The organism is Paenibacillus thalictri (assembly GCF_004307995.1).
In the GTDB taxonomy this organism is placed as follows: Bacteria; Bacillota; Bacilli; order Paenibacillales; family NBRC-103111; genus Paenibacillus_AF; species Paenibacillus_AF thalictri.
Genome location: NZ_SIRE01000013.1, coordinates 122,147 through 148,554, shown reverse-complemented (window position 1 = coordinate 148,554; position 26,408 = coordinate 122,147). Strand labels below are relative to the sequence as shown.

24 protein-coding genes are annotated in these 26,408 nt (G+C 49.9%); 1 reads left to right on the top strand and 23 read right to left on the bottom strand.

The window, feature by feature from the left end; genetic code table 11:
• Positions 1 to 47: 47 nt before the first annotated feature.
• The 21 genes from EYB31_RS19290 to EYB31_RS19190 form a co-directional block, all read right to left on the bottom strand.
• A complete protein-coding gene (locus tag EYB31_RS19290) occupies positions 48 to 1,667 on the bottom strand; it encodes a response regulator (protein WP_165452492.1) in 1,620 nt (539 codons plus the stop codon).
• Positions 1,664 to 3,415, bottom strand: coding sequence for a sensor histidine kinase (locus tag EYB31_RS19285; RefSeq protein WP_131015042.1), 1,752 nt, complete (start codon positions 3,413 to 3,415; stop codon positions 1,664 to 1,666). The genes EYB31_RS19290 and EYB31_RS19285 overlap by 4 nt, the downstream gene beginning before the upstream one ends.
• Before the next feature lie 178 nt (positions 3,416 to 3,593).
• Positions 3,594 to 3,920: an antibiotic biosynthesis monooxygenase gene (locus EYB31_RS19280; RefSeq protein WP_131015041.1), complete on the bottom strand. Its 327-nt coding sequence runs from the start codon at positions 3,918 to 3,920 to the stop codon at positions 3,594 to 3,596.
• 31 nt (positions 3,921 to 3,951) lie between these two features.
• A complete protein-coding gene (locus tag EYB31_RS19275) occupies positions 3,952 to 5,802 on the bottom strand; it encodes an ABC transporter ATP-binding protein (protein ID WP_131015040.1) in 1,851 nt (616 codons plus the stop codon).
• Positions 5,786 to 7,540 (bottom strand): ABC transporter ATP-binding protein, encoded by a 1,755-nt coding sequence (locus EYB31_RS19270; protein WP_131015039.1) that lies wholly within the window; start codon positions 7,538 to 7,540, stop codon positions 5,786 to 5,788. Before EYB31_RS19270 ends, EYB31_RS19275 begins: the two co-directional genes overlap by 17 nt.
• Before the next feature lie 119 nt (positions 7,541 to 7,659).
• Positions 7,660 to 8,370 (bottom strand): PadR family transcriptional regulator, encoded by a 711-nt coding sequence (locus tag EYB31_RS19265; protein ID WP_131015038.1) that lies wholly within the window; start codon positions 8,368 to 8,370, stop codon positions 7,660 to 7,662.
• 225 nt (positions 8,371 to 8,595) lie between these two features.
• Positions 8,596 to 9,438 (bottom strand): methyl-accepting chemotaxis protein, encoded by an 843-nt coding sequence (locus tag EYB31_RS19260; protein ID WP_131015037.1) that lies wholly within the window; start codon positions 9,436 to 9,438, stop codon positions 8,596 to 8,598.
• Positions 9,439 to 9,480: 42 nt separating this feature from the next.
• The gene (locus tag EYB31_RS19255; protein ID WP_131015036.1) at positions 9,481 to 10,722 is read right to left on the bottom strand and encodes an MFS transporter; all 1,242 of its coding nucleotides are present in this window, start codon (positions 10,720 to 10,722) and stop codon (positions 9,481 to 9,483) included.
• 202 nt (positions 10,723 to 10,924) lie between these two features.
• Complete coding sequence (locus tag EYB31_RS19250) at positions 10,925 to 11,848, bottom strand: alpha/beta hydrolase (RefSeq protein WP_131015035.1); 924 nt, start codon at positions 11,846 to 11,848, stop codon at positions 10,925 to 10,927.
• A 38-nt stretch (positions 11,849 to 11,886) separates the two neighbouring features.
• Positions 11,887 to 12,987, bottom strand: coding sequence for an FAD-dependent oxidoreductase (locus EYB31_RS19245; RefSeq protein WP_131015034.1), 1,101 nt, complete (start codon positions 12,985 to 12,987; stop codon positions 11,887 to 11,889).
• A gap of 67 nt (positions 12,988 to 13,054) precedes the next feature.
• Complete coding sequence (locus EYB31_RS19240; RefSeq protein ID WP_131015033.1) at positions 13,055 to 14,407, bottom strand: MFS transporter; 1,353 nt, start codon at positions 14,405 to 14,407, stop codon at positions 13,055 to 13,057.
• A 158-nt stretch (positions 14,408 to 14,565) separates the two neighbouring features.
• Positions 14,566 to 15,318, bottom strand: a complete 753-nt coding sequence (locus tag EYB31_RS19235) for a GntR family transcriptional regulator (RefSeq protein WP_131015032.1) — start codon at positions 15,316 to 15,318, stop codon at positions 14,566 to 14,568.
• Between the two features lie 102 nt (positions 15,319 to 15,420).
• On the bottom strand, positions 15,421 to 16,095 hold the full coding sequence (locus tag EYB31_RS19230) for a 3-oxoacid CoA-transferase subunit B (protein WP_131015031.1): 675 nt from the start codon (positions 16,093 to 16,095) through the stop codon (positions 15,421 to 15,423).
• A complete protein-coding gene (locus EYB31_RS19225; protein WP_131015030.1) occupies positions 16,088 to 16,780 on the bottom strand; it encodes a 3-oxoacid CoA-transferase subunit A in 693 nt (230 codons plus the stop codon). The genes EYB31_RS19230 and EYB31_RS19225 overlap by 8 nt, the downstream gene beginning before the upstream one ends.
• 18 nt (positions 16,781 to 16,798) lie before the next feature.
• A complete protein-coding gene (locus EYB31_RS19220) occupies positions 16,799 to 17,752 on the bottom strand; it encodes an MBL fold metallo-hydrolase (protein ID WP_131015029.1) in 954 nt (317 codons plus the stop codon).
• A gap of 43 nt (positions 17,753 to 17,795) precedes the next feature.
• Positions 17,796 to 19,493 carry a CocE/NonD family hydrolase gene (locus EYB31_RS19215; RefSeq protein WP_131015028.1) on the bottom strand — a complete coding sequence of 566 codons (1,698 nt, stop codon included), beginning with the start codon at positions 19,491 to 19,493 and terminating at the stop codon, positions 17,796 to 17,798.
• Between the two features lie 111 nt (positions 19,494 to 19,604).
• Entirely contained in the window at positions 19,605 to 20,012 is a 408-nt protein-coding gene (locus EYB31_RS19210) for a Zn-ribbon domain-containing OB-fold protein (protein ID WP_165452491.1), read from the bottom strand.
• A gap of 12 nt (positions 20,013 to 20,024) precedes the next feature.
• Positions 20,025 to 21,173 carry a thiolase domain-containing protein gene (locus EYB31_RS19205; RefSeq protein ID WP_131015026.1) on the bottom strand — a complete coding sequence of 383 codons (1,149 nt, stop codon included), beginning with the start codon at positions 21,171 to 21,173 and terminating at the stop codon, positions 20,025 to 20,027.
• Positions 21,174 to 21,239: 66 nt separating this feature from the next.
• Complete coding sequence (locus tag EYB31_RS19200; RefSeq protein ID WP_131015025.1) at positions 21,240 to 22,199, bottom strand: phosphotriesterase family protein; 960 nt, start codon at positions 22,197 to 22,199, stop codon at positions 21,240 to 21,242.
• Between the two features lie 19 nt (positions 22,200 to 22,218).
• On the bottom strand, positions 22,219 to 23,247 hold the full coding sequence (locus EYB31_RS19195; protein WP_131015024.1) for a phosphotriesterase family protein: 1,029 nt from the start codon (positions 23,245 to 23,247) through the stop codon (positions 22,219 to 22,221).
• A 371-nt stretch (positions 23,248 to 23,618) separates the two neighbouring features.
• Positions 23,619 to 24,179, bottom strand: a complete 561-nt coding sequence (locus EYB31_RS19190; protein ID WP_131015023.1) for a TetR/AcrR family transcriptional regulator — start codon at positions 24,177 to 24,179, stop codon at positions 23,619 to 23,621.
• 247 nt (positions 24,180 to 24,426) lie between these two features.
• Here EYB31_RS19190 and EYB31_RS19185 point away from each other — a divergent pair, with 247 nt between their 5' ends.
• Entirely contained in the window at positions 24,427 to 25,251 is an 825-nt protein-coding gene (locus EYB31_RS19185; protein ID WP_240762589.1) for a CAP domain-containing protein, read from the top strand.
• A gap of 294 nt (positions 25,252 to 25,545) precedes the next feature.
• Here the strand turns inward: EYB31_RS19185 and EYB31_RS19180 are convergent, their stop codons facing one another.
• Positions 25,546 to 26,019 (bottom strand): glycine zipper domain-containing protein, encoded by a 474-nt coding sequence (locus EYB31_RS19180; protein ID WP_240762588.1) that lies wholly within the window; start codon positions 26,017 to 26,019, stop codon positions 25,546 to 25,548.
• A 108-nt stretch (positions 26,020 to 26,127) separates the two neighbouring features.
• Positions 26,128 to 26,334: a hypothetical protein gene (locus EYB31_RS19175; RefSeq protein WP_131015022.1), complete on the bottom strand. Its 207-nt coding sequence runs from the start codon at positions 26,332 to 26,334 to the stop codon at positions 26,128 to 26,130.
• Positions 26,335 to 26,408: the final 74 nt, after the last annotated feature.

The following is a 26,408-nucleotide window of genomic DNA, read 5'->3' as shown; positions in this document are numbered from 1 at the left end:
TATACGGCTGAAAATGGCTGCAGGTGACCCGAATAGCACTTTTGTGACTATTCTCTGATATCGTGGAATTGTTTCCGGTACTCCTGGGGTGTCATGCCTACGATTTTTTTGAACGACTTGGCAAAATGGGAGAAGTGGGAGTAACCTGTCTGTTCGGCGATCGAGCTGATTTTTAACGTTCCTTCCTTCAGCAGCTCCTTTGCCCTCTCCATTCGTTCCTTGACAATAAAATCCGTTAACGTAATACCGGTCTCCTTCTTAAATAAACGGGAAAGATACGCCGGGTTTAAGTAGACCGAAGCGGCGATTTGTTCCCGCGACAATTCTTCCTCCTGCAGACGGCTGTTGATATAAGCCTGCACTTTTCCGATCAAGGAAGATACGTTGGTCTGTGTTTCGGATAACAACTCCATCCCGTTCTCAAGGAAGTCGCAAGCCCATGCTTTTAAGTGCTGGGGAGACCGAAGCGCACTGGGGTCGTCGGCTTTCGCGCCGAATTCCGACTGCCGGATCGACAGTCCCTTGCGGTGGTGCAAATTGTAAACCATATGAAGGATGCCATGATAAAAAGCTTCCAGCAGCTCCGCTTGGGCTCCGTTTTGCTGAATGCAGCGGAAATATTCATCGATTCGCTTGAACAGCTCGTCCTTTTTCCCGAGCTCGTAAAGGACGGACCAGTCGGCAAACTCGGGAAGCTGCTGCATGGCGATGTGATGATCGCCTCTTTCGCCGTCCGCCTTGTCTTCTTCGATCATAACGCTGCAGCTTTGCCCGACGTTTTTCCACTCCATGGAAAGCAGCTTTTGAACGGACCGATCTACAGCGGACAACAACTCCGGCAAACCGATATAACACGATACGATGCAGTGAAAATACTGTCCGCAGGCTTGGATGAATGCCTCACAGCGCTGCTGCAAATCGGTTATAAGGACTTCGCCGGAATGATAAATAATGACGAACATATTTCCTTTGGGATCCTCTATGACCACGCCGGGGGAATCCTGCAGAATGACTTCCGAGGCTGTCTTGCGAATCGCATATTCCATAATTTCTTCATCCTGCGTAGAAAACCCCAGCTTCCATCGCTCGATGCTGAGCAGCACAAGCGACACGCTGCTTTCGGGCGTAAGGGGGATATGAAGCTGCTGAAAATATTTGTCCAGTCTTTGCGGGGAACGGTCGATACGGCTCGACAACAAGTCCTGCCAGAAGCGTTCAACCAGAACCGGGAGCTGCTGGCGCCACTGCTGCGAATACATTTTGTACGTTTCATGCAGATTCTGAAACTCGTTTTCCGCGCGGATTTGCCGTACAGCCTTCGCCACGATATCCTTCAGCATGTCGTGATCAATCGGTTTAAGCACATAATCGAAACTTCCCAGCTGGATCGCTTTTTGCGCGTAACTGAAATTGGCATGCCCGGTCAAAAAGATCACTTCCGTACCGGGAGAATGAAGACGCACCCATTCCAGCAGCTGCAGCCCGTTTTCACCCGGCATTTCAATATCCGAGATGAGCACATCAATGCGGTGAGACGTCATGATGTCCTTGGCGAGTGAAGTGTCCATCGCCTCATAAATATGTTCAATGGCAAGATCATGCCATTCAATTCCTTGCGTGATCCCCTTAACGGCAAAATATTCATCGTCCACAACAAGCATGTTCATCGCAGCTCTTCCTTTCGCAATTGAAATTCTCCTTGTTTCGCAGGTAAACATAAAGTGACAGTCGCTCCATGAGGAACGGTATTGGAGAACGATACGGACGCTGCTTCTCCGACGTATAATTTGAGTCTGCGGACGACATTCCAGATGCCTACATGATCGTCTTCCGCCAAACGTGTCCCTTCGTGATTCCGCAGCATGTCGAGCACCTCTACCGCAAAGCCGGTTCCATTATCCGAGACGGTCAGCATCAGCTCATCGCCAACCGCTCCCCGCTTCAACAGCCCCGATATGTGAATTTCGAGTATTTGCGTGCCATTCCTAAATCCGTGTATGATGCTGTTCTCCACAAACGGCTGCAGCGTTAACGGCGGAATCTGATACCGCTCCAGCTCGGGAGGCACCGAGAAAGCAAACGACAATTTGCCGGGAAAACGCAGCTGCTGAATCTCCAGGTAGTTTTCAATGTGCCTCAGCTCTTCCTGCAGTGTAACGGACGTCTGATTATGGCGGATCGTAAACCGGAAATAACCAGCCAAATGCAGGGACATCTTCTGTACCAGCTTATAATCCTTCAAAGCAGCCAAATTATAAATGATATTCAGGCTGTTCAAATAGAAATGCGGATTGATTTGCGATTGCAAATGTTTGAACTCCGCCTGCTGGACCTTCATGTTTTCCTCGTACACTTCAATTTTCAGCCGCTCGATGTGGCCGGCCATGTCATTAAACGCCGTGCTCATAAAAGCGAATTCGGCGGAGCTGTTTTCCTTTAACCGGAAATCGAACACCCCTTGTCCGATTTTGCGCATGCCGCGGATCAGCTCGGAAAGCGGTTTAAAAAAGGCGCGCCGCAAAAACAGCAGATAGAAACCGACCAGTATGACGCCGCCTAACGGAATCAAATAAACGGCGATTTGAAAATAGGGAAGCCTCTGAAACATATGTGCTTCAGACACGGCCAGGTAAAACGAAATGTTAGAGAAACGCGAATCTTTCTTAATCAATAAATAAGGGGAATCCAGCACATGGATAACATGGGACGAATCGGACAAACTCGCCATGTTCGTTCTCATCTCGGCATACTTGTCCACAGGAAAAGCCGTGTTGGTCACCGTACCCAGCGGCGAATCGAGGATCACCCCGCCGCCTTGACCGAGCTCCCAGGAGACAAGAGGGTTCTCCAAACTCTCGACATTCATCCAGGCTCCCGCATACAGATCGGAATTAAGCTGATACAGATGCACCAGCCCGTAGCTGTTTCCGGTTTTGATCGTCATCCAATTGTAGAAGGAAGTCGTTTCTTTCAGTTCCAATATCTTAGGCAGCTGCTCATGAATAAATGCAATTCGCTCCGCCGTGTTCCCGCGGGATGATAAGGTCAGATCGTCCCGTTTTTTGTTATAAATAAAAAAAGAATCCACTTTGTTAAAATAAGCGACACCGGTGTTTAACTGGTTTAACACCCTGACCGTCGTCAGCACATGCTCGTCGCTATCCGTCACATCGCCGCCCAGCATACCAATATTGGGATCGTTGTTCATTTGGTACAAATAATAATTGATTTCATCGAGCACATTGTCGTTGTTTTTCACATATTGATCAAGCAGATTTTCATAATTGACCGACACCTGCCCGCGCACGACGGACATGGCGTAATAATTGTTGTAAATAAGAAAAAATACGAGCGGCGCAATAACGGCAGTGAAGCCCAGTACAATTTTGGTGCGAATGGAGCGTTTTGAATTCATCCCGTACCTCTCTTTCCGTAAATTCACAAACAGGTTCCTTCTATTCTCAGCTTAATCCCGATTTTCTGTCAAGATAGCAGTTGAACAAAAAAAAGGCTGGCCGGGGTTTGCCCCTTCCAACCGTTCTTTCGTATATCGATGGACTCGCAAAAACAATCGTCCTCTATTTGACCTTCGGTTATTTTTTCATACCTTCTTTAATCGCCTTGACTTCGTACATATTCACCGCCGTGCTGATCATATATTCAGGTTTTGGCTTGCCGTGGTTTTGCCTGTGGCCTTGAATATGTGCATCGCTTTTCTCCCAGTTTTTCCAGCTTTCTACGGACTCCCAGCGAATCATCACAACCACTTCTTCCTGGTCATCCTGTTTCTTGCGATTAACCATAACAGTTTTGTCAATTAGCCCTTCCATCGCATCCATCGGGCTATCTTTCATAAAACGTTCAACTACAGCGTCCGCCATTCCTTTTTGTACCACAATCGTTCTTGTTTGAATTAACATTAAACATCCTCCTGTTATTGTATATTTGCAATCACAAGCTCGCCCGCGCCTCCCGATTGTCCAACTCGCCTTGCGAATGGCGGTACAATTGCTCGTAATATCCTTGCTTCGCAAGCAGTTGCGAATGCGTTCCCGTCTCTACGATAGCACCTTGGCGCATGACAAGAATCCGGTCGGCCTGCATGATGGTGGATAAACGGTGCGCAATAACGATCGTCGTGCGGCCTTGGGATACGGCCTGCAGCGCCTGCTGGATCAACTGCTCCGTCTGAGAGTCGAGGTTCGCCGTAGCTTCGTCCAGGATGAGAATGCGCGGTTGGAAAACGATGATGCGGGCAAAAGACAACAGCTGCCGTTCGCCGGCCGACAACCCGCTGCCGCGTTCGGACAACCGGGTATCGTATCCGTCCTTCATCAGCCGGACCAGCGGATCGGCGCCGACAAATTCGCAGGCACGAATAACCTCTTCGCGGCTAATGCTCTCGTCGAACATCCGGACATTGTCGATGATGCTTCCCGCAAACAAATACGGCTCCTGCTGGACCAGACCGACGATCCGGTGCAGCTCCTCTTGCGGCAATGTGCGGATATCGATGCCATCGATCTGAATACTTCCCTCCTGCACATCATAGAAACGGCACAGCAGACTGATCAGCGAGCTTTTGCCCGCCCCGGTAGTACCGACGATACCAACCATCTCGCCAGGAACGATATGAAGATCAAGCCCGCGCATGACCGGCGAGCCGCTTTCATAACCAAATGTAATGCGATTGAAGTCGATGCCGCCTTGCACCGTCTCCCGATTAATCCGGAGCGGCTGCGGCCGGTCTTCGATATCGGGCTGGATATCAAGCAGGCCCCAAATCCGGTTGACCGCAACGGTAGCCGATTGCAGCGTATTCCACTGCTGTGTAATGGCGTTGACCGGCTGGAAAAACTGCCGGATATACGTAATAAACGCATACAACACGCCAAATTCAATCGTATGGCCCAATACCGCTTTGCCACCGATCCATGTTACATACGCGATCGTCAGATTGCTGAGCAGATCAAACGACTTGTTAAACAGCACCATGCTGCGGATCTCGCGAACATTTGCTTTGAAGTAAGCGTCATTGCGTTCTTTAAACTGCTCGGCTTGCGCTTTTTGCTGCTGGAATACTTGAATCAGGTTCATACCCGATAAATTCTCGGCCACAAACGCCACAAGTCGGGACAACCTCGTACGGGCCATCTGATAAGTGTTGCGGACAAAAGAGCGGAATGCGACGGCGATAAACGCGATAAGCGGGAGAATCGCCAAGCAGTACACCCCCAGCGTTGCATCCAGCTGGAACATCATCACAAGGATGAAAACCAGCATAAGGCCGTCGCGCAGCAGCGTAAGCAGCACTTGATTAAAAAACTGGTTGAGCGCTTCGGTATCGCTGGAAACATGAGTGATCAGGCTGCCATTAGACGTCTTGTCAAAATAAGACATGGACAGTTTGGTAATATGCTCAAACAGCTGCTTGCGGATTTTGGCGACAATGCTTTGTCCGGCGTATTGCAGCAAATTGTTTTGCAAATAAGTAAACACAAATCCGGCTAGCGATAATGCCAAATAAATGCCGCAAATGATAAGTAAGCTGCCGAAATCCTTCTTGCCCGCCATTAAATGATCGTCAATGGCGACTTTGACCAAATACGGCTGCAGCAGCTCGGCGGCAATCGCAATGACCGTACATACCGCAACCAGGAAAAAGGTGCCCCGATGTTCCCCGGCGTAAGAACCCAGTATCCGGAAGGCGGACCGGTATTGGGGTTTCGGCTGTTTCGGCGGCTTGCCGCCTCCCGCCCCCGTCTTCAGGTCCATCTGCCAGTTGTTAATGGCCTGCCGCATGGCGGCTCCCCTCCTCTTGAATCGCATGGAGCGTTGCATACAACCCCGGCTCGGCAAGCAGTTGTTCGTGTTGTCCGCGCTGTACAATGCGTCCGCCCTCAAAGACAAGAATAAGATCGGCGTGTTTCAGTGCGCTGATGCGATTCGCGATAATGATTGTAGTTTTGCCTTGACGTTCCTCTTGGATCGTGCGCAAAATCCCGGTTTCGGTTACCGCATCGACGGCGCTGACGCTGTCATCCAGGATCATCACCGGCGCCTGCTTAATGAGGCCACGCGCCAAACTTGTTCGTTGGCGTTGTCCCCCGGACAAAGTGACGCCCCGTTCTCCCAGCTTCGTCTCGAAGCGGTCGGGAAACTCGATAATATTGTCATAGATGCGGGCCTGCTTGGCCGCGTCTTCGATTTCCTGCTGCCCGGCCTCCCGCTTCGGGAAAGCAATATTCTCGCGGATGGTCGTACTGAACAGAAAACCGTCCTGCGGCACATAAGCGATCTGGCTGCGCAAGCTGTCGAGCGTCAGTTCCCGGATATCTTTGCCGCCAACGCGCACCGTCCCGATTGGCGGTTCATATGTCCGCAGCAGCAGTTTGACAAGCGTCGTTTTGCCGCTGCCGGTCCGTCCGACAACGCCAACCGTCATGCCGGGTTTGATGACCAGATCGATCTCCCGCAGCGCGGGCTGCGACGATTCCGGATACAAGAAGGTCAACCCTTGGATCACCACTTCGCCTTGCTCAAGAGAGGCCGGAACGGCGTCTTTGGCTTCCACGATGTCCGGCTGAACGGCGACCAAATCGTCTAACCGCTGCAAGGACGCGGACGAGCGCTGCACCGTATTGATTACGTTGCCGATTTGCTCAAGCGGGTTGATCAGCAGGCGGATATACAACATCAGCGCAACAAAATTGCCCAGCGTAATCGTTCCCGTCATGGCCAAATACCCGCCAAGCGCCAGCGCGATCATTAAGGACATGGCCCCAAGGAACGGCACCAACGCTTGAAAAAACGAGCTCAGCCGAACGAGCGACAGCTGATTGTCGCGTATCCTGTCCACGTAAATGCCAAAGCGTGCAATCATGATCCGCTCCACAGCGAATTTCTTCGTGACGCGGATGCCTCCGAACTGCTCCTCGGCGGCTTCCGTCATCGCTCCCAGCGACTCCTGCACCTTCAAGGACCGCTTACGGATCGCCGGACCAAAACGTGTCACGATCCAGGCGATCAGAACCAGCGGACAGACGGACGCCGCAATCAGATAAAGCGGAATCCCACTTACGATCATCGCGCCAATACACGAAAACAAAAGCAGCGTGGACGCCATCATCTGATTGAAACCCCTCGAGATCGATTCCCTGACGTTTGTGACGTCATTCATGAAATAGCTGAGCATCTTGCCCACGCCGTTCTGCGAATAAAAACGCTCGCTTAATTCCGAGAAATGCGCGAATAATTGGCGGCGCGTAATAAATTCGAACCAGCGGCCGACATACATCACCAGATATTGGCCGTATCCGCCGATGACGGCGTTGCCCGCTCCAATCGCCAGCAGCAGCAGGCTGTAGTGAGCGACATCCTGCATCGTCAACTCTCCCGCCTGCAGCCGGTCCGTAAATTCGCCCAGCACTTTCGGAAAACAAGCAAATATGATGCCGGCGACCGCATGCAGCGTAAACGATGAGACATACAGGCGCCATGACTCCCTGAAAAAGGGCTTCAATATGCCGTTAGATTTCAAAAACGATCACTTCCCCCATTGGTGCATCGAAGCTTAACGGTCTTTGGGCCGGAATCAGCTTTAGTATCCTGTGATCCCCAGAGCGTTCTTGTATTTGTCCGGTCATCCTTCCCCACCTCTTATTTGTCATCCCGTTTATCCTCCGGTAACAAATCCGCTTCGGGCTGGGACGTAACGGTTTCGTCATCACCCGGATTTGCGGCGGATTCCAAAAATTGTTTTAAATTGTCCTCAAACTTGGCCATCAGTTCGTTAAACTCCGCTTGTTTGGAGATTGGCTGCTCCTGCGCCGCTTCCGCCGCTCGCGACATCAGATAGATGAGCTCGGACCATTCCTTCATAAATCCGCGCAGCTGATGTTTACCCCCTCGGCCGCCGTGCAGCCGATGCCGCCCGCGATGTTCCCAGCCTTCCTCCGAAGGCGTATCCGCTTCTTCATTTTTCCGCTCGCGAAGGTAGGTCAGTCCTTCCGTGGTGATATAGTACAGCTTTTTGCCGTCCGTTTCACCGGAACCGATAAGCTGCATGTCTTCAAGCAGCTGCAAATTGGGGTACACGGATCCCGGACTTGGCGTGTACAAACCTCCCGTGCTTTCTTCCATCGCCTTGATCAGCTGGTAGCCGTGCATCGGTTCTTTGACCAGCAGCTCAAGCAAAGCGATTTTGAATTTGCCGCGCTCAAAAAAACGTTTGCCTCCGCCATGTCCGCCGAAACCGTGCCTTCCTCCTCCATGACGATGTTTCAAAAACAGCCCCCGATCGCCTTTCTGATCAAATCTTCTCCGCTCGCTGTACTCCTTATGTCCCACATGCTGATTGTGAAATTTCATGTTTGAACACCTCCAATACGATATATCGTAATAATATACCGATATATCGTATTGAGTCAACATTTATTTCCACTTTGTGATAAGTATCAAATAATGAGAGCACGGGCTTAACTTAAAAAAAGAGATGCTCACGGAGTACGCCACATCCTCCTGAGCATCTTTATTTTTTTACGGTTCCGAGATCCGTCCCGGCATCTGGCGAAGCAGCACGCAGCGGTTTATGAGCTATGATTCGTAAGTAATCAATTTCTTGATAAACATGTTCAATTTATGGGTAGTTTCATGAAGTTGGCCGATTACTTCGCTAAAGCTGCCGACGAGCTCCGATTGTTCATAAGAAGATAAGGAAATTTCACTCACCCTGGTTTCCATCTGCTTGTTGGACAACATGACGCTATACAATGAATCTTCGATGCGCGCAGTCGCTTTCTTCGTATCTTCCGAGAGCCTGCGTATTTCCTTCGCCACAACGCCAAAACCGGCCCCCACCTCGCCACCGGCTCTGGCCGCTTCGATGGAAGCATTTAAACCGAGCAGATTCGTTTGCGTGGAAATTTCCCGAATGAAGCTGGTTACCTGACTCACTTGTTTCGAGTTCTGTACAGCTTGTTTGGCATAGTCAAAAACTTGTTCCGAAGCAGCCGACAATTCCGCCGAATGGGCAGCTACATGCTGGACGTTATTGACGAGTTGATCGGTGATTTTTTCGATTTCCCCGATTAACATTTCCAACCGATTTTGTGTTTCACGGCTGTACGCGACGCAGACGGCGGCGACAACTTCATCTTGTTCATCTGTTACCGGCAGAAAAAGCACGTCAACCGGCGCAGCCGATTTCTTATAAGCCGGGATATGAACGACATTTTTTTCTCTGCCGTTTTTCAGCATTTTAAAATTTGTAGAGTCTTGCGCCAGCGGGTCTCCCGTCTTAATACCGCCGGTAACAATCGTTTTTGACGGGAGAAAATATATAAATTTCTCTCTATCTTGAATTGCAATACTGCAATCCTCACGGATGATTTCCTGCATGTAAGGCGCAGCCAAGATCAGCGCTTCAATCGTATCCATCCTTCTAATCCTCTCAGAAATGATCGGCGGGTCCACCCCAGCTTATACATCCATTTTTATTCCGCTGTTTGCCTGAATTTTCACAGGAGCCGTTTCGATCAAAAACATCGATAAAATAAAAGCAAGCAGCGCGCCGCATGAGCTGATCAGAAGTGGTGCCGAAAGTCCCCAGACGTCGGCGGCCATCCCGCTGAATATCGGGTTCAGAACGCCGCCGAACAATTCCCCAATCCCCGTAGTTAAGCCGATGGCAATTCCGCGATATTTGGCAGGCACGGATTCGGACGGTATAACGGACATCAGTAACGCGCCTACACCCATTCCCGACGAAAACAGGAATACCAAAACGACCATAAGCATCTCGGATTGCACATATAAAATAGCAAACGGGGCAAATATCGAAAGAAAGCCAAAAATAAGCGCCGTCGGCTTACGGCCGATCCGATCTGAGATAGCGGGAACAACAAACCCCAAGATCGCGGTTCCGGCTCCAAAAGCTGCCATGACAAAACTCATCGTTGTCGTAGACATATGTTTGTCATTCACCATGTAAACAGGACCAAATATTTGGAAAGCCATCAAATAGATCATAAAACAGCTGAAAATCAACACGGTTAACCATATATTCCGATGGCCAAGCACATCTTTTAAGCTTAATTTCTCAATGGCGGAAGTTTGCGAAGCGGCTTCTTCAGACAGTCGCTTCGGTTCTCTCACCGACTTCCAAATGAAAAATACGATCATAATGCCCGGTATGATCGTTAAATAAAAAGCGGTTCGCCAATCAAACAGATTGGCCAAAGCGACGATGACAAGCGGCGCCAAGAAGCTCCCAAACACGCCGTTGGCCGTGTTCAGCGTAAATCCTAGATTAAACCCGCGACGTGACTCCGACGATTCCGCTACCAGAATGGATTGTGTGATCGGCACAATAGGACCTTCCAGCAATCCCATAATCATTCTCAGCACAAACAGCAGGGCAAAAGTCGCAACCAGCCCTTGCGATAAAGAGATGACAGAAAAACCTAGAACAAAAATAGCTAAAACCGTTTTTCTGCTTTTGACCTTATCGGACAAAAAACCTCCCAGCGGGCTGGAGAATGCCCACACAAGCGATAACGCCGAACCAAGCAAGCCGATTTGCGTATTGGTTAAAGTAAAGTCCTTCTGGATAAACGGAACTAGAAAGTTAATAGCGAGCCGGTCAAAAAAAACAAAACCGATGACAAAGAAAAAGATCGTTACCAACTTATTTTCATAACTCCAAAACTTTCGTTTCTCCATAGGGTACACCCTTTCTTAAAATAATAACAAATACATACATTTGAATCGGCCGCCCATTTAAGCGTTTTCAATTGCATGTGATAAAAAGCAAGCCAAAGAGGCCTAACAGCAAGTAAATACATAGCTATTTGCTAACAAAACCTGCTGCCAAACCTCATCTGCGCTTATATCAAACAAAAACAATCTAATCTGCCAACCCGGCTTACGATCTTAAAAATTCACTCGTTAACTTATAAACGTTTTTATATTCATCCAAATGCGTAAATTTACCTAAGAAACCGTGGGTCGCTCCTTCATATCTTTTTAACTCCACCTGCACGCCGCTTTGTTTTAACTTAGCGGCAAATAACTCACCTTCGTCGCGGAACGGATCGAATTCCGCCGTAATGACAAGCGCTGCAGGCAGATGCTCCAAGTTATGTTCCCGGAGCGGTGACACAAGCGGATGATGCGTATCTGCGCCGCCTAATAAATAAAATGAGTTATGCTCGGCGATTTGATCGCTCTCCACAAAATAACCTTTACCGTTTTCGATTAACGAAGGATAACGGAATTCCGTAAAATCAAGATCCAGCGACGGATAAAACAATACTTGCTTCGTAACGGCAAATTCTTTTCTGTCACGCGCCATATAAGTGACCGCCGCAACCAGGTTCCCGCCTGCGCTGTCTCCGGCGAGCGCAAGGTTTTGGCCGTCCCATTGCAGCTCTTCCCGGTGCTCAGCAGCCCATTTTGTGACGTTGTAGCAATCCTCCAACGGAACAGGGAAAGGATACTCCGGCGCCAGACGGTAATCGACAGCGATGACTTTATAACCGGATTCCATACAAATCGGACGTATGATTTCATCGTGGCTTTCCAAATTTCCCGAGAAAAACGCGCCGCCGTGGAAATAGATCAACAGTGGATAAACCTCGCGGTTATCCGGAGTATAAATTCTTACGGGAATTTCCGCATCCGGAGTAGAAACGATTGTATCTTCTACATCGTAAACCTTCACGCGTTGTTCAACAGGCAATACGGGTGCATTAAACACTTTTCTGTGTTCTTCCGGAATAATTTTATGTTTTTCGGCAGACACGGGGATCGAATCCAATACCATTTTGATCAAGGGATGTACGGGCACTTGTTAAACCTCCTTTATCCTTTCAGCCTTATGCTGGATTAATAATAATCTTTCTCCGTGAAAACGGTTTCCATTTCACGAGTCGGAAAGTGGCGGGATAACTCTTGATATTTGGAGGTAAGCGGTTTTCTGCGCGCTTCGTATTTTTGCAAAGCTTCGGGAATCGTGCCGGATTCAGATAACGCTACAGCTAACGCTCCCGCATCTTGAAGCGCCATATTTGCGCCTTGCCCGATATTGTGGAGCATCGCATGCGCAGCGTCTCCGACTAAGGTCACACAATTTGTATTCCAGCGTTCAAGCGGATCAAAATCATATAACGGACGGCATGTAAAATCCTCGATATTCAAATTTTCTACCACTTGAATCATCGTAGAACCATATTCTTTGACCGAATCGACAAGATCTTGTTTGGTTACCACGGGTCTCAAAGAGAAATCCGCCGACGGGGCCGTAATATCTAACGAAACTTGTTTGCGAAGCTGCAACGGCAGCAAATACACTTGCACTTTGCCTTCAATTAAAATACGCAAATTATTATCTGCTGAGTGAAGACCTAGACATTGTTCTTCGTTAATCAGCGTACGATACGCATGGTATCCGGAATAAACAAGCTTATTGTCGCCAAATACTTTGGACCGGACGACAGAACGGATTCCATCGGCGCCAATCACCAAATCCGCTTCCACCGAATGGCCGTTTTCAAAATGAACCTCCGCATAATGACCATGATCGGTAATAGATGAGCAGCGATGATTTAAGTGGACGGTTTCAGGTGGCAATTGCGCAATTAAAGTGTCCAACAAGTCTGCGCGATGCACAAAACGTGCATACCGTTCCTCCGGGTTGTCTGTCAAAACAGGCCATCGTTCCTTATGGTACACATCGCCGTCACCGGTCAGCAGCTCCATATAGTCGGTATGGGTGGTTACTTTTTCAATATCTCCGTACATCCCCCAATCTTTCATGTATCGGATCGTTGGCGGACGCAATCCGATGCCGGCACCGACCTCTTTTAACTCTGGCGCTTGCTCGTAAACCTCGGCACGGATGCCTTCTTTCTTTAAAGCTACAGCAGCAGCAGCCCCGGCGATACCGCCGCCAATAATCACTACCCGTAATTCCGATTTCGCTTTCATACGTGTCTCCTCCCGTTTTCATTATATTTTCGTTGTATTCTGAATATTTAGAATATTTAAATGGCCGCTATTTACCGGCAGCTTCCGTATTTGTATCCGTTGGCAGAGGAACATGTTGACTGGAATCAAACTTTAAAGGTACAAGCGAAAATGCAATGGCCGCTAAAATACCCGGTAGCGCAAATGAAAGAAAATTCATTTGTAAAGATAAATTCAATGCTACCAATATGCCTCCGAATGTCGGGCCGATAATCCCGCCAATTCTTCCAATCCCCGAAGCAAACCCTACAGCCGTAGAGCGCATGGACGGAGGATAATATTGCGCCGCAATGGAATAAGAGATGTTCTGAGCTCCCATGGTGCACGCGCCGGTTATAGCAACAAGCACATATAAAATGATCATGTTATATTTAAAACCTAAAATTGCCAAGCAAATCGAAGCGACGATAAACATCGGGACAAGCACTTTTTTAACTCCGTGCTTATCGGCAAGCCTTCCAAGAACTAACGTTCCAATAATCGCCCCGATATTTAAAACAATCGAGAAACTCAGGCTGGAGCCCAGTGGATAACCGGCCTTAAACATCAGATTGGGCAACCAAGTTGTTAAGCCGTTGTACATGAGCAAAGACATAAAGAAGGCAATCCAGATCATCACAGTACCTAAAGCGCGGTTGTTTTTAAACAATGCCGTTACCGGGGAACCGGATTCTTTAGTGTAATTCGTTTCAAATTCCATATCCGGAATTAATGCGATCTTGTTATTCACTTTGGAAAGCACGGCACGCAGCTCGGCGATTCGTCCCTTTGCCAGCAGCATAGCCGGCGAATCGTGAAAATACTTGAGCATAAAGGGGATGAACAGAATCGGCAGCGCTGCCGCCCAATAAACACTTTGCCACCCTGTTAGCGGGATAAAGTAGATCCCTATAAGCCCGGCAACAATACCGCCTATCGAAAAGCTGCACAAAGCGATCGAGATCATCAGGTTATGCAAATGTTTTGGTGTGTAATCGGTTATTAAAGCAATGACATTGGGCAGAACACCGCCAATCCCTATTCCGGCAATAAAGCGAAAAATCGAGAACGATGTCGGTCCAGGCGCAAATGCACAGAAGAACGTAAACACGCTAAACAAGATAACGCTTAAAATAAGTCCGGTTTTCCTTCCGAATTTGTCAGCAAAAATCCCGAAACAGACAGCTCCGACCATCATCCCGAAAAAACCGTAGCTGCCGATAGCCCCAGCTTGAATGGGAGATATCGACCATTCCTTCAGAAGGATTGGTATGACGGAACCGTAAATCACAAGGTCGAACATATCAAAAATAATGATCACGCAGCAGCTAATCAATAACCCGATATGAAAGCGGTTAAATTTACTTTCATTCACAATATCCGAAATATTTAGTTTAGGCATACTAATAATCCCCCAGTCTCAAATAGAAGACAATATCCGGTCTGCTCCCCGAATCAATGGATTTCCATAGCGAAAACAAACTCCCAAATTCCATTCCGAACCAAGGAGTTTATCCGCTGTCAGACATGTCTAACGTTCCCCTCGAAAGATGCCTAATTTCAACGATTCACTGTAAAAGAAACCTTGTAATCGTCAGGGATATTTACGGCTCTTCTCCAGCCGATCAGCTGATTATTCCGCGTGTACAACTTTGTCTCTATAACAAGAACGGGATCGCCGATGTTAAAGTCCAGCACTTCCGCTTCTTCTTCATTAGCGCCCGACGCCGAAATTTGGTGGTCTCCCCGCGTGATGGAAATGCCCAATTCGCTTTCAAGCAGCAGAAACACACTTTGCATCTCTTCAAGCTCATCTACCGTCGGTTGAAAATCTTCTGTCACGAACAAATACGTTTGTGTCCAAGCGAGAGGCCGGTTTGTCAAATAGATTAATCGAGAAATTCTTAATACTTTATCTTCCCGGTTTAAACGAAGGAGCTCTCGCAAATCGTCTGATGGCACAATACGCTCCAAGCCGAGGATTCGTGAATTGCAATCCATGCCTTGTTCGCGGAAATATCTGACTAGTCCCCCTAATTCCAGATTGGGAGGATGCACCGGCAGCTCCTGTACGGGAAATGTCCCCTTGGCCCGCTCCCGATACACGTACCCCTCATCGGCCAGCTCTTTCAGCGCTTGCCGTACGGGCGCCCGGCTGACATGGAACCGGCGGGTCAGTTCTCCTTCGGTGATGGCAGGATGCCCTTCGCTATCGGCAGCTTTCAGCTCCTCAATAATAATTTCCTTAATTTGTTTGTAAATGGGAATAGGCGAATTTCGGTCAATTCTATTTTTTTTGGTCGCTCTCGTCATTCTTTTACCCCTAGAATCGTAATTTATCCTTCACAGGACGGTGGATGCAACATTCGACGTCGAATAAGCTTCCGCTGCTGTTTTGTGATCAAAGCTTTGTTATCAAAAGTTGACTTGTTGAACTGCATCTGTAAGTGGAGCCGCCGTGTTTGCTTGCACGTATTCAAAGGTTACGCCGGGAGCAAGCTCTTGTACGGCCAGCCCCTCATCCGTCACATCAATGATCGCCAAGTTGGTATATATCCGATTAACACAACGGCTCGCCGTCAGAGGATACGTACATTCCTCCACTATTTTGGACTCCCCTTTATTCGTGCAATGCTGCATGAAGAGGAAAACGCGTTTGCTGCCGACCGTTAGGTCCATAGCGCCTCCGACCCGTCCAAGCGGATCGCTGGGCAGCTTCCAACTGGCGAGATCGCCGCACTGCGAAACCTGGAATGCGCCAAGCACCGAAGCGTCCAAGTGGCCGCCACGCACGATGGCAAATGATTCCGCTTGCGAGAAGAAGGAACCGCCGGGTTTTAACGTAATCGGCTCTTTGCCTGCATTGACGAGATCCATATCTTCTTCGCCCGGCGCAGGCTTCGGACCGAGTCCGAGAAGACCGTTCTCGCTGTGAAAAAGAATTTCCCGACCTTCGGGGATAAAATCCGCTACAAGCGTCGGCAGCCCGATCCCCAGGTTCACAAACCAGCCGTCTTGCAAGTCCGCAGCCAGCCGGGCAGCCAGTTCATTCATCGACCATCCTATGGTCTGAGCTTGATCTTTACTCATTTGCGAACACCTCCCCATGCGGGGCATCATCTTGCACCAAACGATGTACGAAGATGCATGGTGTCACAACCGATTCGGGATCGATGTCGCCCAGCTCCACAATTTCGCTCACTTCGGCAATGGTCACTTGCGCAGCCGTTGCCATCACCGGATTAAAGTTGCGTTGTGTTTTGCGGAACACCAGATTGCCGTAACGGTCTGCCCGGTGTGCTTTAATAAAAGCGTAATCGCCTTTGATGGCAGATTCCAAGATGTGCACCCGGCCGTCAAATTCACGTGTTTCTTTGCCTTCACTCAGCTCGGTATGCGCACCTGTCGGCGTGTAGAAAGCCGGGATACCCGCTCCGCCTGCGCGGATGCGTTCCGCCAAAGTGCCCTGCGGGACAATTTCCAGCTCAATCGTCCCGTTTGCAAGGCGATCGATAAGGTCGTTAGCATGCGGACCTACTGGAAACGAGCAAATGATTTTACGCACTTGATTGTTGCTGATCAGTGCCGCGACGCCATCGCTAACCGCTCCGATATTGTTCGACACAACCGTCAGATCGCGAGCCCCTTGTTCCACAAGAGCTGCGATAAGCTTAGACGGCAGTCCGCTTCCTCCGAAACCGCCGACAAGCAAAGTCGATCCGTCATGGATGTCGGCAACCGCTTGTTCCATTGTATCATATTTTTTCCGAATCATTTAGAGCCCCTCTCTCCATTATGACTTGTTACTCAGCAGTTCGTCCCTGTAGCCGTTCATCGTCACAAAAAACGCACAAGGCAAATTTCGAGGATCTCCCGTATATCCAATTTCCTCCGCAATCGACCCATACGGTCCGTATCGTCCAACGTCATAATCCGCAGACTGCAGATCGCCCGATAGATGGCGTCTCACCACTTCGGCTAACCTCACATCCATCTCAAGGCTTGCTTGCAGGGCGGAGTCAACCGCAGCTCCTTCCAGCTGAGGAGCGATAATCTCGCCTTCGGCATTACGGAAACGGTGGCCTAAATACAGCCGCTTCGGACGCACTACTTCGATAAGATGCTGCAAGCTTTTCCGGTAAAGCGCCGGGTATTCGATAGTAGGAATCCCACTTAAGGCGCCACCGTACATCTGCACGGCATCAGCGGCAAACGCGTAGTCCAGTCCGTCTAGCACAAAAGTAACCGATCCGAGAGAGTGTCCGGGAGTAGGCACGACACTTACCGATACATCGCCGCCAAGCGATAGACGTTCGCCTCCCGCAACCTCAATTGTCGGCTCCAAATCTTCACCGATATCGTGCAGCAACATCGCGATATGTTTTTCCTGTATGTCCGGAGCCAAGTATTTGCCTTGAAGCTGCTTGTAATCGGTTATATGCGTATTGCGATTGCGCAGCAGCTCGGCATCTATTTTAGGGATCACGATCTCCGCGCGCCGCCCTGTTTTTTCCCAAACCGCCCGTGCGCCGCCCAGATGGTCGACATGTCCGTGCGTAAGCAAAATCCAGCGTATATCTTCCATACGTACGCCGTGCTCAGCCAACGCCGGTTCAATCGCCTGCACCGCCGAGGTGGCGACGCCGGTATCGATTAATGCCGGTTCGGGAGCATCAATATAATAGACATTCGCAGAAATAGGGCCAAACTTACATTCAATCGAGATGACTTTTACCGAATCTCCCATGTGTACACCCCTGAGCATAAATTCAAAACACAATCGTTTACAGCTAATCTCCGGCAACGCTGAATGGTTTAGGAATGACCGGCAATACGAGGCGTGACTTGTACTCTGCATCGCGGTAAATTTTGTGCGTTGTCGCACGTCCGGATGGCAGATGATAGCTGTCCGGCGGAAGCAGCTTGGCATTGGCTTCATCAATGGATTCGTTGCAGGAAAGCTCCAGTTCGATCCGATGCCCGGCCTTAAACAACATGGAGAACGGGTACATTCGAATCGCATATTCGATAATTTCTCCGGCAGGCACCGGCTCGGCACGGGTATGCGGATGATGCGGCTGCCACGGTTTGGATTTGGCCTCATCCAATTCGCGATGCGACGCTTTTAAATAACCGGAAGTCACAAGCCGGCGTTTGCCGCTAGGATCGACATCGTACAACTTGGCAATCAAATTCGTATCGTCCGTATCGATTTCCACATGCACATACAATGCCGCCGGGCCGGTCATTTCGGTATCTTCCAGAAACTCGCCGCTTTGCCATTTCACGGACTCCGTTGTGCTCGTTACGGTTGCCGGCGCCTGATAGAAGCCGTCCGGATGCGCATATTGCGAAGATAACGGCTCCGGTTTCGCGCTCAGCTTATGTCGGGGACGCAAATAGTAATCCGTCCATTTCGTATGAGGCAGCGGCCATTCTACTTCTCCGCGCCACTCGCGGGCGCCTTCCACGAATACGTTAATGGTTGGCTCATCTACGATGCCCGTGTCTATACCCTTGAGCCAATAGTCGTACCACCTGAACATCTCTTCATGTGACTCATGAAAAGGTCTTTCCTGCATCGGCGGCAGCGGCTGAATGTCTAGTTTTTTAAAGCCGTTTACTCTGTTGAAGCACTCAATGGATCCGTCAACCGTCCAACCTCGGCCCCACTTCACTTGAAAATACGCGGGAATGGTCACTTTGTGCGCCACATCAAGGCAGTGTCCTTCCTGCCAGAACGGGCCGTCCAGCGGGTTCAATAAATAATCCATCCACAATTCGTGGCGGTCCGGATAATGAAGCAGATGGACCAAATCCGACCAATGAGCGATATCCGGGTCATTCAGCCGCTCCTGGATGCGCTGCTGAAACTGTTCGGGCGTGTATACTTTGGAACTTTTGCTTGTTACGTTGCGCACCGCCACTCCGCTGTCGCCGCCGCGTCCTTCGCGGGAAGCCCGCGGCATCATCCACATCACGCCTCCGTGATAACACAATTCGTAAAGATCGAAATGCCCGCCGTTGACAAAAATCGCTTTCAGATGCGGGGGGTTCTCCGCCGCGCCCAATATTTGCACGGTAGCAAAATACGAGATGCCGATCATCCCGACGTTGCCGTCACACCAGGGCTGCTCTGCCATCCATTCGACAATGTCATAAATATCTTTGCCTTCGCCGTGGCCGCCGGAATCGTAGTTTCCGCACAGTTCGCCTTCCGAGCCCCCAGTACCGCGCACATCCGCGATGATATGGGCATATCCGCGATCGACTACGGCGCGGATATCGCCAGCTTCGATGGCGCCGTTCCAAAGCACGCTGGGACGAGCCTGCGGAGGCAATGTAAGCGCCTGTGCTTGCAGTTCCTTGCCGTACGGGCTGAGCGCAAGCAGCGCCGGCACTTGACCCGTTCCCTCAGGCAAATATATGTCGGCAGCGATACGCACACCGTCGCGCATTGGAATACGCACATTTTTTTTGATGATCATTTCCATTTTCTCCCCTCTTGCAGCGCCAGACCCCATTGCTGTATTTAAAAAACGATCGTTTGACGTCTGTTTATCGTTGATTTTCCTGCCGTCCCTCTCTCTTCCCGCGCTTTAATCAAGATAGGCCGGAGTGAAACAAGGGACGGACGGCCCTGGCTGATCTTGGTCGCCGCTTGGCTTAAATACGACTTTGACACGTTGCTCAATCTGCAGCGTATCCAAGTCGCAATCGACGATATTAGTCATCATCCGCGGACCTTCGTCCAGCGTGACGAAGGCAATCGCATAGGGAACCTCTCGGCGCATGACACTATACGTATAGATCGTGCCGGTTCCTTTGGCTTCCCGCCATGACGTCTTTTCACTCATGCAAAACGGGCACAGCAGCCGTGGATAATAATGGTATTGCCCGCAATCATCACATTGCTTGATGAGCAGTTTATCTTCTGCGGCGGCATCCCAATATGCTTTAAGTTCGGGTTGAATCTCCGGTATGGTCATCGTTCTGGGTTGATACATCGTTCCCATACTTCACACCCTCTCCAAAATCAGCGTCGCACTGCCGTGACGGCTGGCCAGCCCGCCTCCGGTTCCGTGAACCAAAGCAAGATCGCAGTTGTTCACCTGAACTTGCGGATGCGCTTCTCCGCGCAGCTGACGTACAGCTTCCAGCACTTTGACAATGCCGCCTCTGCCCGCCGGATGATTGTTGTTCAGTCCGCCGCCGTCGGTATTAACCGGAAGTTTGCCGACTCCGGAAATTAAATTGCCGTCGGCAACAAACTTGCCGCCTTCGCCTTTTTTGCAAAAGCCCAGGTCTTCAAGCTGCATCATCACCGTAATCGTGAAGCTGTCATAAATCGAGGCATATTTTATATCGCCAGGCGTAACGCCGGCTTCTGCTAACGCTTTGGGCCCGGACCATACCGCGCCGGAATACGTAAGATCCACCCGGCCGCCGTTAAGCCCTTTCGGCGCTTCGCCGCTGCCCTTCACACGGACAAGCGGGCGCTTCAAGCTTTTGGCGATTTCCGGCTTCACGACAACCAAAGCGCCGCCGCCGTCGCTGACCACACAGCAATCCAAGCGGTGCAAAGGATCGGCAATCATCGGCGATGCCAGCACGTCTTCAACGGTCACTACATCCCGCAGCATCGCATTCGGATTGTGCTGCGCATGATGGGAAGCGGCGACTTTAATCCACGCCAACTGCTCGCTTGTTGTGCCGTATTCATGCATGTGACGCATCGCCGCCATGGCGTATTCATTCACTGCCGTCGGTCCGTAAGGAATTTCAAACGGCGCATCCGGAACACCCGCTCCGACAACTTTTTGCTTGACGCCGCTTCTTCCTTCCGAACGCGGGCGGCCTGCCATCGTAATCAAAACGACGCTGCATTTGCCTGCAGCAATCGCTTGCGCTGCATGTGAGACGTGAGCGATATACGATGAACCTCCGATTTCGGTAGAGTCCAAATGGGATACATTCAGCCCCAAATATTCAGCCATCGACAAGGCGCCGCCGGGAGCATCGCCCGCGCAAAAATAGCCGTCGACATCCGCAAGCGTGAGTCCCGCATCCCCTAACGCCCCTTTTGCACATTCGGCGTGCAGGGCTGCGACGGATTTATCCGGCGCTTTGCGTGTCGGATGCTCATACGCCCCAACAATATAGGCCATACCTTAACCCCCGCTCATGTAGTTTTAGTTAGCTCCTGTCTACGTTTATTCTGTAAACCGTCCGGACTAGCGAGGGTCCTGCATCGTTAATATTCTCGCGGGATTGTGCACCAGAAGCTGTTCAAATATTTCTTCACCGACACCCGCTTTACGCAGATCCGGCAAAAACTCTTCGAACAAATAGTTGACCGAATGGCCTTTTAATCCCGGCCAGCCTAAAGCGCAGCAGTTGGCATCGGCCGAAATCAGCGCCCGCTCTACAAAACCTTTATCCAGAAACCGCAGGAAATGCTCGACACGCTCCTGGCGCGGACGTGCCCAATATGGCGCGCCTTCCATCTCGCTGTCATAGCCGATCGTATCAAAACCTACAAAGCCGCCTTTGCTTGCAATTAGCGAATCGCGCTGTTCATCGAGGTAGTGCCCGTCGTCCGCGTGTCCCATAAGCACACGCTCAAGCGGCAATCCTTCCTGATCGAAAATATCGATCGCCGTTTCCGCATCTACACACAGATGAGTGATGATCGGGACGCCCGTTTTGACGGCCGCTCTGGCAGCTGCGTGATAAATCCGCTTGTCGAGCTCGTTTAGCTTGCCGCCGCGGCTGACGCCTACCTTCAAGGCGCCCGCTTTTGCGCTTGTGCCGTCAATCCCAACTGTAATTTCATGAATAAATAAGTCCGTCAAATATTCAACCGATTTATTGCGGAAATACGGCAGCGCTGAGTCGCCTGCGACAAAACCGGTAACAGCGACGATATGAACGCCTGTTCTGCGAGAAAGCACCTGGAAATATTCGACGTCACGGCCATTGCCAATCCCCGTGCAATCGACAAATGTTTTGCCGCCGTGTTCGCGGAAACGGCGCAATTTCTGCACGGTAACTTCGAATGCTTCCTCCGGCTTTTTCCACCATTGTGTATCCAAGTCGCAGCCCGGAAGACCAAAACCGATATGCTCATGCATCGCTACGATTCCCAAATCTTCTGTTGCAATGGAGCCTAAAACCGTATTTACCGTACCCATCGTTCACTCACTCCTCACCTTAGTTTTGACCTGCTGCGGCAGCCGGTTTTTTTCCTGCAACAACGGTAAGTACACGCTGCGGATTTTCTTCGGTCAGCATCCGAACTTGTTCATCGGTTAACCCCGCTTGACGTAACATCGGCACGAATCTGGACAACAGATAATCGAAACCAAGCTCTTTAGCCGCATGACCTTTGGCAATGCCGACCGCATTGGAGGAGATCAGCAAGCGTTTGCCAAAACCCGCCGCAACCAGCTCCGCGACAAACTTCGCTCGATCCTCATCATTGACATATCCTTCGCTTGTCGTCCAGCCGACATGGTCTATGGCAACATAAGCGCCGCGTCCTGCAACGTCAAATGCCGCTCTGCGTTCCACCGCGTCCAGACGGTCGAGACCTCCGATAATAATACGTTCAGGCTCCAACGTTTCCTCAATCAAAATATTCAAGTCACCCACAGCGTCTGCGCCGTATTGCACGGAAACAGGTACGCCAGTATCGCGGGCAGCTTGCGCGGCACCGCGGAAAAGACTGATTTCTTTTTCCGTAATACCGCTTTGGCTTGCCATCGATGACACCAATCCCGCCGAACTCGAACGTTCAACGCGTGGTACAACGATCCCTTCGGTGACTTCTTTGGCAAACAAACCGGCAAATTTTTGTGCAGGCCATGGCGTCGGCGGATACGTTTGCGGAGTGGTAAAGTAACCACTTAACATCGGCTCGGGCCCTAGCCCTGTGGAAGCTACGATATGAACGCCTGTCGTCCTCGAGAGTGTCTCGTACAGCTTGATATCCCGTCCATGGAACATACCGCTGCGATCAACGATTGTTTTCCCGCCATGCCGGCGAAAATCAACAAGCTTACGTTTGAGGATCTCAAAGATTTCACTTTTATCCATATGGATTTCAGGAGCAAATTCCGCACCCGGTACTATAGAAAGAAGTGATTCGTGAATGAGCACCACACCCAATTCATGAGCCGGTACCGGACCAAGAACAGTGCGAACAAAGCCTAAAGCAGTTTCCTCTACATTATGTGGCATGATTAGACCTCCCATCGTTTGACGATTCTTCGTTTACGTTTTGAAAAGCCGGATGCACTTATAAAAACCCCATTGAAAGCGCAGCCAAACTCTTTAATAGCATATTATAATATTGTTATACCAAAGTCAATTATTATATTGTTATACCAAATTGGATTTTATGGCTTTTCCCGCTGCCAAATGGATCACGGCTTCAAATCAAATTAACCGTGGCGTCACCATTATTCGCGTCTAATGAAGCGCTTACATGAAAACATTAGCTTAATCGCCCAAGTCGATGTTCAGCGAAGTTTCACTAAAAAGCCCTACAAAACCCGCCACAAGAAAGGCGGTCATGATCGGGCTCGGATTGATTGTGCCTTCACTTGTTGCTAAGGCATCTTTAATAATTTAGGCAGCTCCTGCAAAACCGTTCTGAGCGGTTCGCTTGACTTACGAGCTATACAAAGCATAATTGCGCCTTCTATAGAGGCGTTCATCATAAGGGCAATCGAAGCCGCAGCTTCTCCTAGAATGCCGTCCTCCGCCAGCTTGTTCGAATAAATCTCCTGCATCCTCGCAAATAAAGAGTAACAGGCCGTCCGGACCGATTCGCTGAGAGACGCCATTTCGCTAACGATGCTGCTGAACGTATATCCTGCGATTGTGCCTTCTTGATCGAATTGCCTTATCAATTTTTCAATCATCTCTTGGGAAGCCGATAAAGCGGACGGATTGCGCTTAAATATTTGTACAATATCGTTAGTGATGGTTTCATTCATAGATTGAAGACAAGCAATCAGCAATTCTTCTTTCCCGTTTGGGAAATGATGGTACAATCCGCCTTTTGTAATATCGCACGCCTTTAAGATTTCGTTTAAACCTACCCCTTTATACCCTTTCAGCCGAAAAAGCGTGGTCGAAGTTTCAATTAGTAAATCTTTTGTATCCATTTCTGCAGATCACTCCTCAACATACCAACCGGTCTGTTTTTATCGTATCAAAAAAGTGATTTTTTATCAAGAACCTTTGGTCGTGAAAATACTCTGTATTTTCTGCATAAGTTTCCTTCGTTTCCGTTTGGGCAACACATCCGGGATAAAGTAAAGCCATTATGCAAAAACTTTGATCGATTCGACTTCTGCACTTTAGTTCAAAGGAGGTATTGTTATTAAAAAGTTAATTGTCATCGCCGCCCTGTTGGCAGCTGCCGGCTGTACAAGCAATCAGGCGAATAAACCAAATGCCGCGGCTCCGTCTTCCAATGCCGCTCCCAAAGCATTAACCCAAGCGTCGTCTATTTCAACGACGGACGCCAAAAAAACTTCGATCAAAATAAAGCAAGCTCCATCCGGCACAACCGATTTGAATACTACCAACTGGACGGATTGGTTCAATTATATGAACGGGTCTGCACAATATCCGGCAAACCCTTCATCCAATCTGCAGCAGCCTGCCGCGAGTCCGCCACAAACGACCTACCCGCAACAGCCTGCGGCGAGCACACCGCAAACGACCTACCCGCAGCAGCCTGCCACGAGTCCGCCACAAACGACCTACCCGCAGCAGCCTGCGACGAGTACACCGCAAACGACCTACCCGCAGCAGCCTGCCGCGAGCCCGCCGCAATCAACTAACGCCCAGCAGCCTGCCGGTTCCTCGCAATTTGCGCAGCAGGTATTGGATTTGGTGAATCAAGAAAGAAGCAAAACAGGTGCAAGCCCTTTAAGTATGAGCAGCGAGCTGAACAAAGTGGCTATGGCCAAAGCGATGGACATGTACAATAACAACTATTTCGATCATCAATCCCCGACGTATGGCTCGCCGTTTGATATGATGCAGTCGTATGGGATCAGTTACAACGCCGCTGGAGAAAACATTGCCAAAGGCCAAACGACACCGGCGGAAGTGATGAACCAATGGATGAACAGCGAAGGACATCGCGCCAATATTTTAAACAGCAGCTATACGCAAATCGGAATTGCTTATTATAACAGCGAATGGGTCCAAGAATTTACCGGGTAAAAAAGAGAAAATGCCTGGATATCTTGTGACCCGGGTGAATGGCTACTGATGAAACAGCGGCGGTGACGGGATGCGAAAATCCCTGAACCGCCGCTGTTTTGCTGCCGGATATTTGGCTACACTCCGATACTAAAAAAAATGCCGCAGTGTATGCGACATGGCAGATAAATGTGCTATTTCCGTCTAAATAACAGATGCCCCAGCTTTTGAAACAAACGCCATGTGGTGCTGGGGCGAAAAGTGATCATGCCTTCCGTATTTCCATTATCGGAATTAGGCATAGCCGCACGCTCCTTACGGGCTTACTGCGGCTGTCGATTCCGTAACAACCTCAGTGACCTTAGATGCAGTCTCCGACACGGCTTCCGTTACTTTAGCCGCCGATTCCGATACCACTTCAGTCATTTTGGCGGCCGAGTCCGATACCGCGTCGGTTACTTTGGCGGCGGCTTGGGATATATTGCTTATAATATTGCTGTTCATAAGGCTGCTGCCTGCTTTGGTTCCAATCGTCTGACCCATCTTATTGCCAACCACAGCGCCGATGACCGAACCGATGACAGTACCGACTCCCGGCATTATTGAAGTACCGACGATAGCTCCGTATTCAATGCCCGCCATAACACCGATGGCCCCCGTTACGTTTCCCGCCGTTTGCACGGCAAATTCTTTTTTATTCATCTGGCCTTTGCGCAAACTTATCGTATCCTTCAATTGAGTAATGCTTCCGGAAACAATTCCGCCTAATAAAGAACCGCCCTGCAGCATGCCGATCACTCCTTATCGGTATTTACGTGTCTTTACAAACTGAATTGTTCCCTAACCGCGATTGAAAAAAACGACAAGAACCGTCCATCCTGCATTTCCCAGCGGCCCTTAAGGGACTGCCGGACGTTCCGTGCCCTGTTCATCATCCGCTGCAGCGGATGGGATACCTGACGTGGCGTCTTTCACTTGGTCCGTGACGTCCAGAATCAGTTCGGTCCCTTTTACGGCAAGTCTGCGCGCGGCTTTTCTGGCTTCCGGAGAAACGGCTAATACGACGGCGGCGGCGGCAAAAAGAAAAGCGATTGGCGATTTCATCTGACGATTCCCTCCTCTAGGTTGTAATTAAAATATTCCATTATATGAAATTTTTATTCCCGGAACGGACAAGT

What these genes read in the sequence shown, in the direction of transcription:
- EYB31_RS19290 (WP_165452492.1), bottom strand. Translation starts at nt 1,667, where the DNA reads ATGAACATGCTTGTTGTGGACGATGAATATTTTGCCGTTAAGGGGATC.
- EYB31_RS19285 (WP_131015042.1), bottom strand. Translation starts at nt 3,415, where the DNA reads ATGAATTCAAAACGCTCCATTCGCACCAAAATTGTACTGGGCTTCACT.
- EYB31_RS19280 (WP_131015041.1), bottom strand. Translation starts at nt 3,920, where the DNA reads ATGTTAATTCAAACAAGAACGATTGTGGTACAAAAAGGAATGGCGGAC.
- EYB31_RS19275 (WP_131015040.1), bottom strand. Translation starts at nt 5,802, where the DNA reads ATGCGGCAGGCCATTAACAACTGGCAGATGGACCTGAAGACGGGGGCG.
- EYB31_RS19265 (WP_131015038.1), bottom strand. Translation starts at nt 8,370, where the DNA reads ATGAAATTTCACAATCAGCATGTGGGACATAAGGAGTACAGCGAGCGG.
- EYB31_RS19260 (WP_131015037.1), bottom strand. Translation starts at nt 9,438, where the DNA reads ATGGATACGATTGAAGCGCTGATCTTGGCTGCGCCTTACATGCAGGAA.
- EYB31_RS19255 (WP_131015036.1), bottom strand. Translation starts at nt 10,722, where the DNA reads ATGGAGAAACGAAAGTTTTGGAGTTATGAAAATAAGTTGGTAACGATC.
- EYB31_RS19245 (WP_131015034.1), bottom strand. Translation starts at nt 12,987, where the DNA reads ATGAAAGCGAAATCGGAATTACGGGTAGTGATTATTGGCGGCGGTATC.
- EYB31_RS19240 (WP_131015033.1), bottom strand. Translation starts at nt 14,407, where the DNA reads ATGCCTAAACTAAATATTTCGGATATTGTGAATGAAAGTAAATTTAAC.
- EYB31_RS19235 (WP_131015032.1), bottom strand. Translation starts at nt 15,318, where the DNA reads ATGACGAGAGCGACCAAAAAAAATAGAATTGACCGAAATTCGCCTATT.
- EYB31_RS19230 (WP_131015031.1), bottom strand. Translation starts at nt 16,095, where the DNA reads ATGAGTAAAGATCAAGCTCAGACCATAGGATGGTCGATGAATGAACTG.
- EYB31_RS19225 (WP_131015030.1), bottom strand. Translation starts at nt 16,780, where the DNA reads ATGATTCGGAAAAAATATGATACAATGGAACAAGCGGTTGCCGACATC.
- EYB31_RS19220 (WP_131015029.1), bottom strand. Translation starts at nt 17,752, where the DNA reads ATGGGAGATTCGGTAAAAGTCATCTCGATTGAATGTAAGTTTGGCCCT.
- EYB31_RS19215 (WP_131015028.1), bottom strand. Translation starts at nt 19,493, where the DNA reads ATGATCATCAAAAAAAATGTGCGTATTCCAATGCGCGACGGTGTGCGT.
- EYB31_RS19210 (WP_165452491.1), bottom strand. Translation starts at nt 20,012, where the DNA reads ATGTATCAACCCAGAACGATGACCATACCGGAGATTCAACCCGAACTT.
- EYB31_RS19205 (WP_131015026.1), bottom strand. Translation starts at nt 21,173, where the DNA reads ATGGCCTATATTGTTGGGGCGTATGAGCATCCGACACGCAAAGCGCCG.
- EYB31_RS19200 (WP_131015025.1), bottom strand. Translation starts at nt 22,199, where the DNA reads ATGGGTACGGTAAATACGGTTTTAGGCTCCATTGCAACAGAAGATTTG.
- EYB31_RS19195 (WP_131015024.1), bottom strand. Translation starts at nt 23,247, where the DNA reads ATGCCACATAATGTAGAGGAAACTGCTTTAGGCTTTGTTCGCACTGTT.
- EYB31_RS19190 (WP_131015023.1), bottom strand. Translation starts at nt 24,179, where the DNA reads ATGGATACAAAAGATTTACTAATTGAAACTTCGACCACGCTTTTTCGG.
- EYB31_RS19180 (WP_240762588.1), bottom strand. Translation starts at nt 26,019, where the DNA reads ATGCTGCAGGGCGGTTCTTTATTAGGCGGAATTGTTTCCGGAAGCATT.
- EYB31_RS19175 (WP_131015022.1), bottom strand. Translation starts at nt 26,334, where the DNA reads ATGAAATCGCCAATCGCTTTTCTTTTTGCCGCCGCCGCCGTCGTATTA.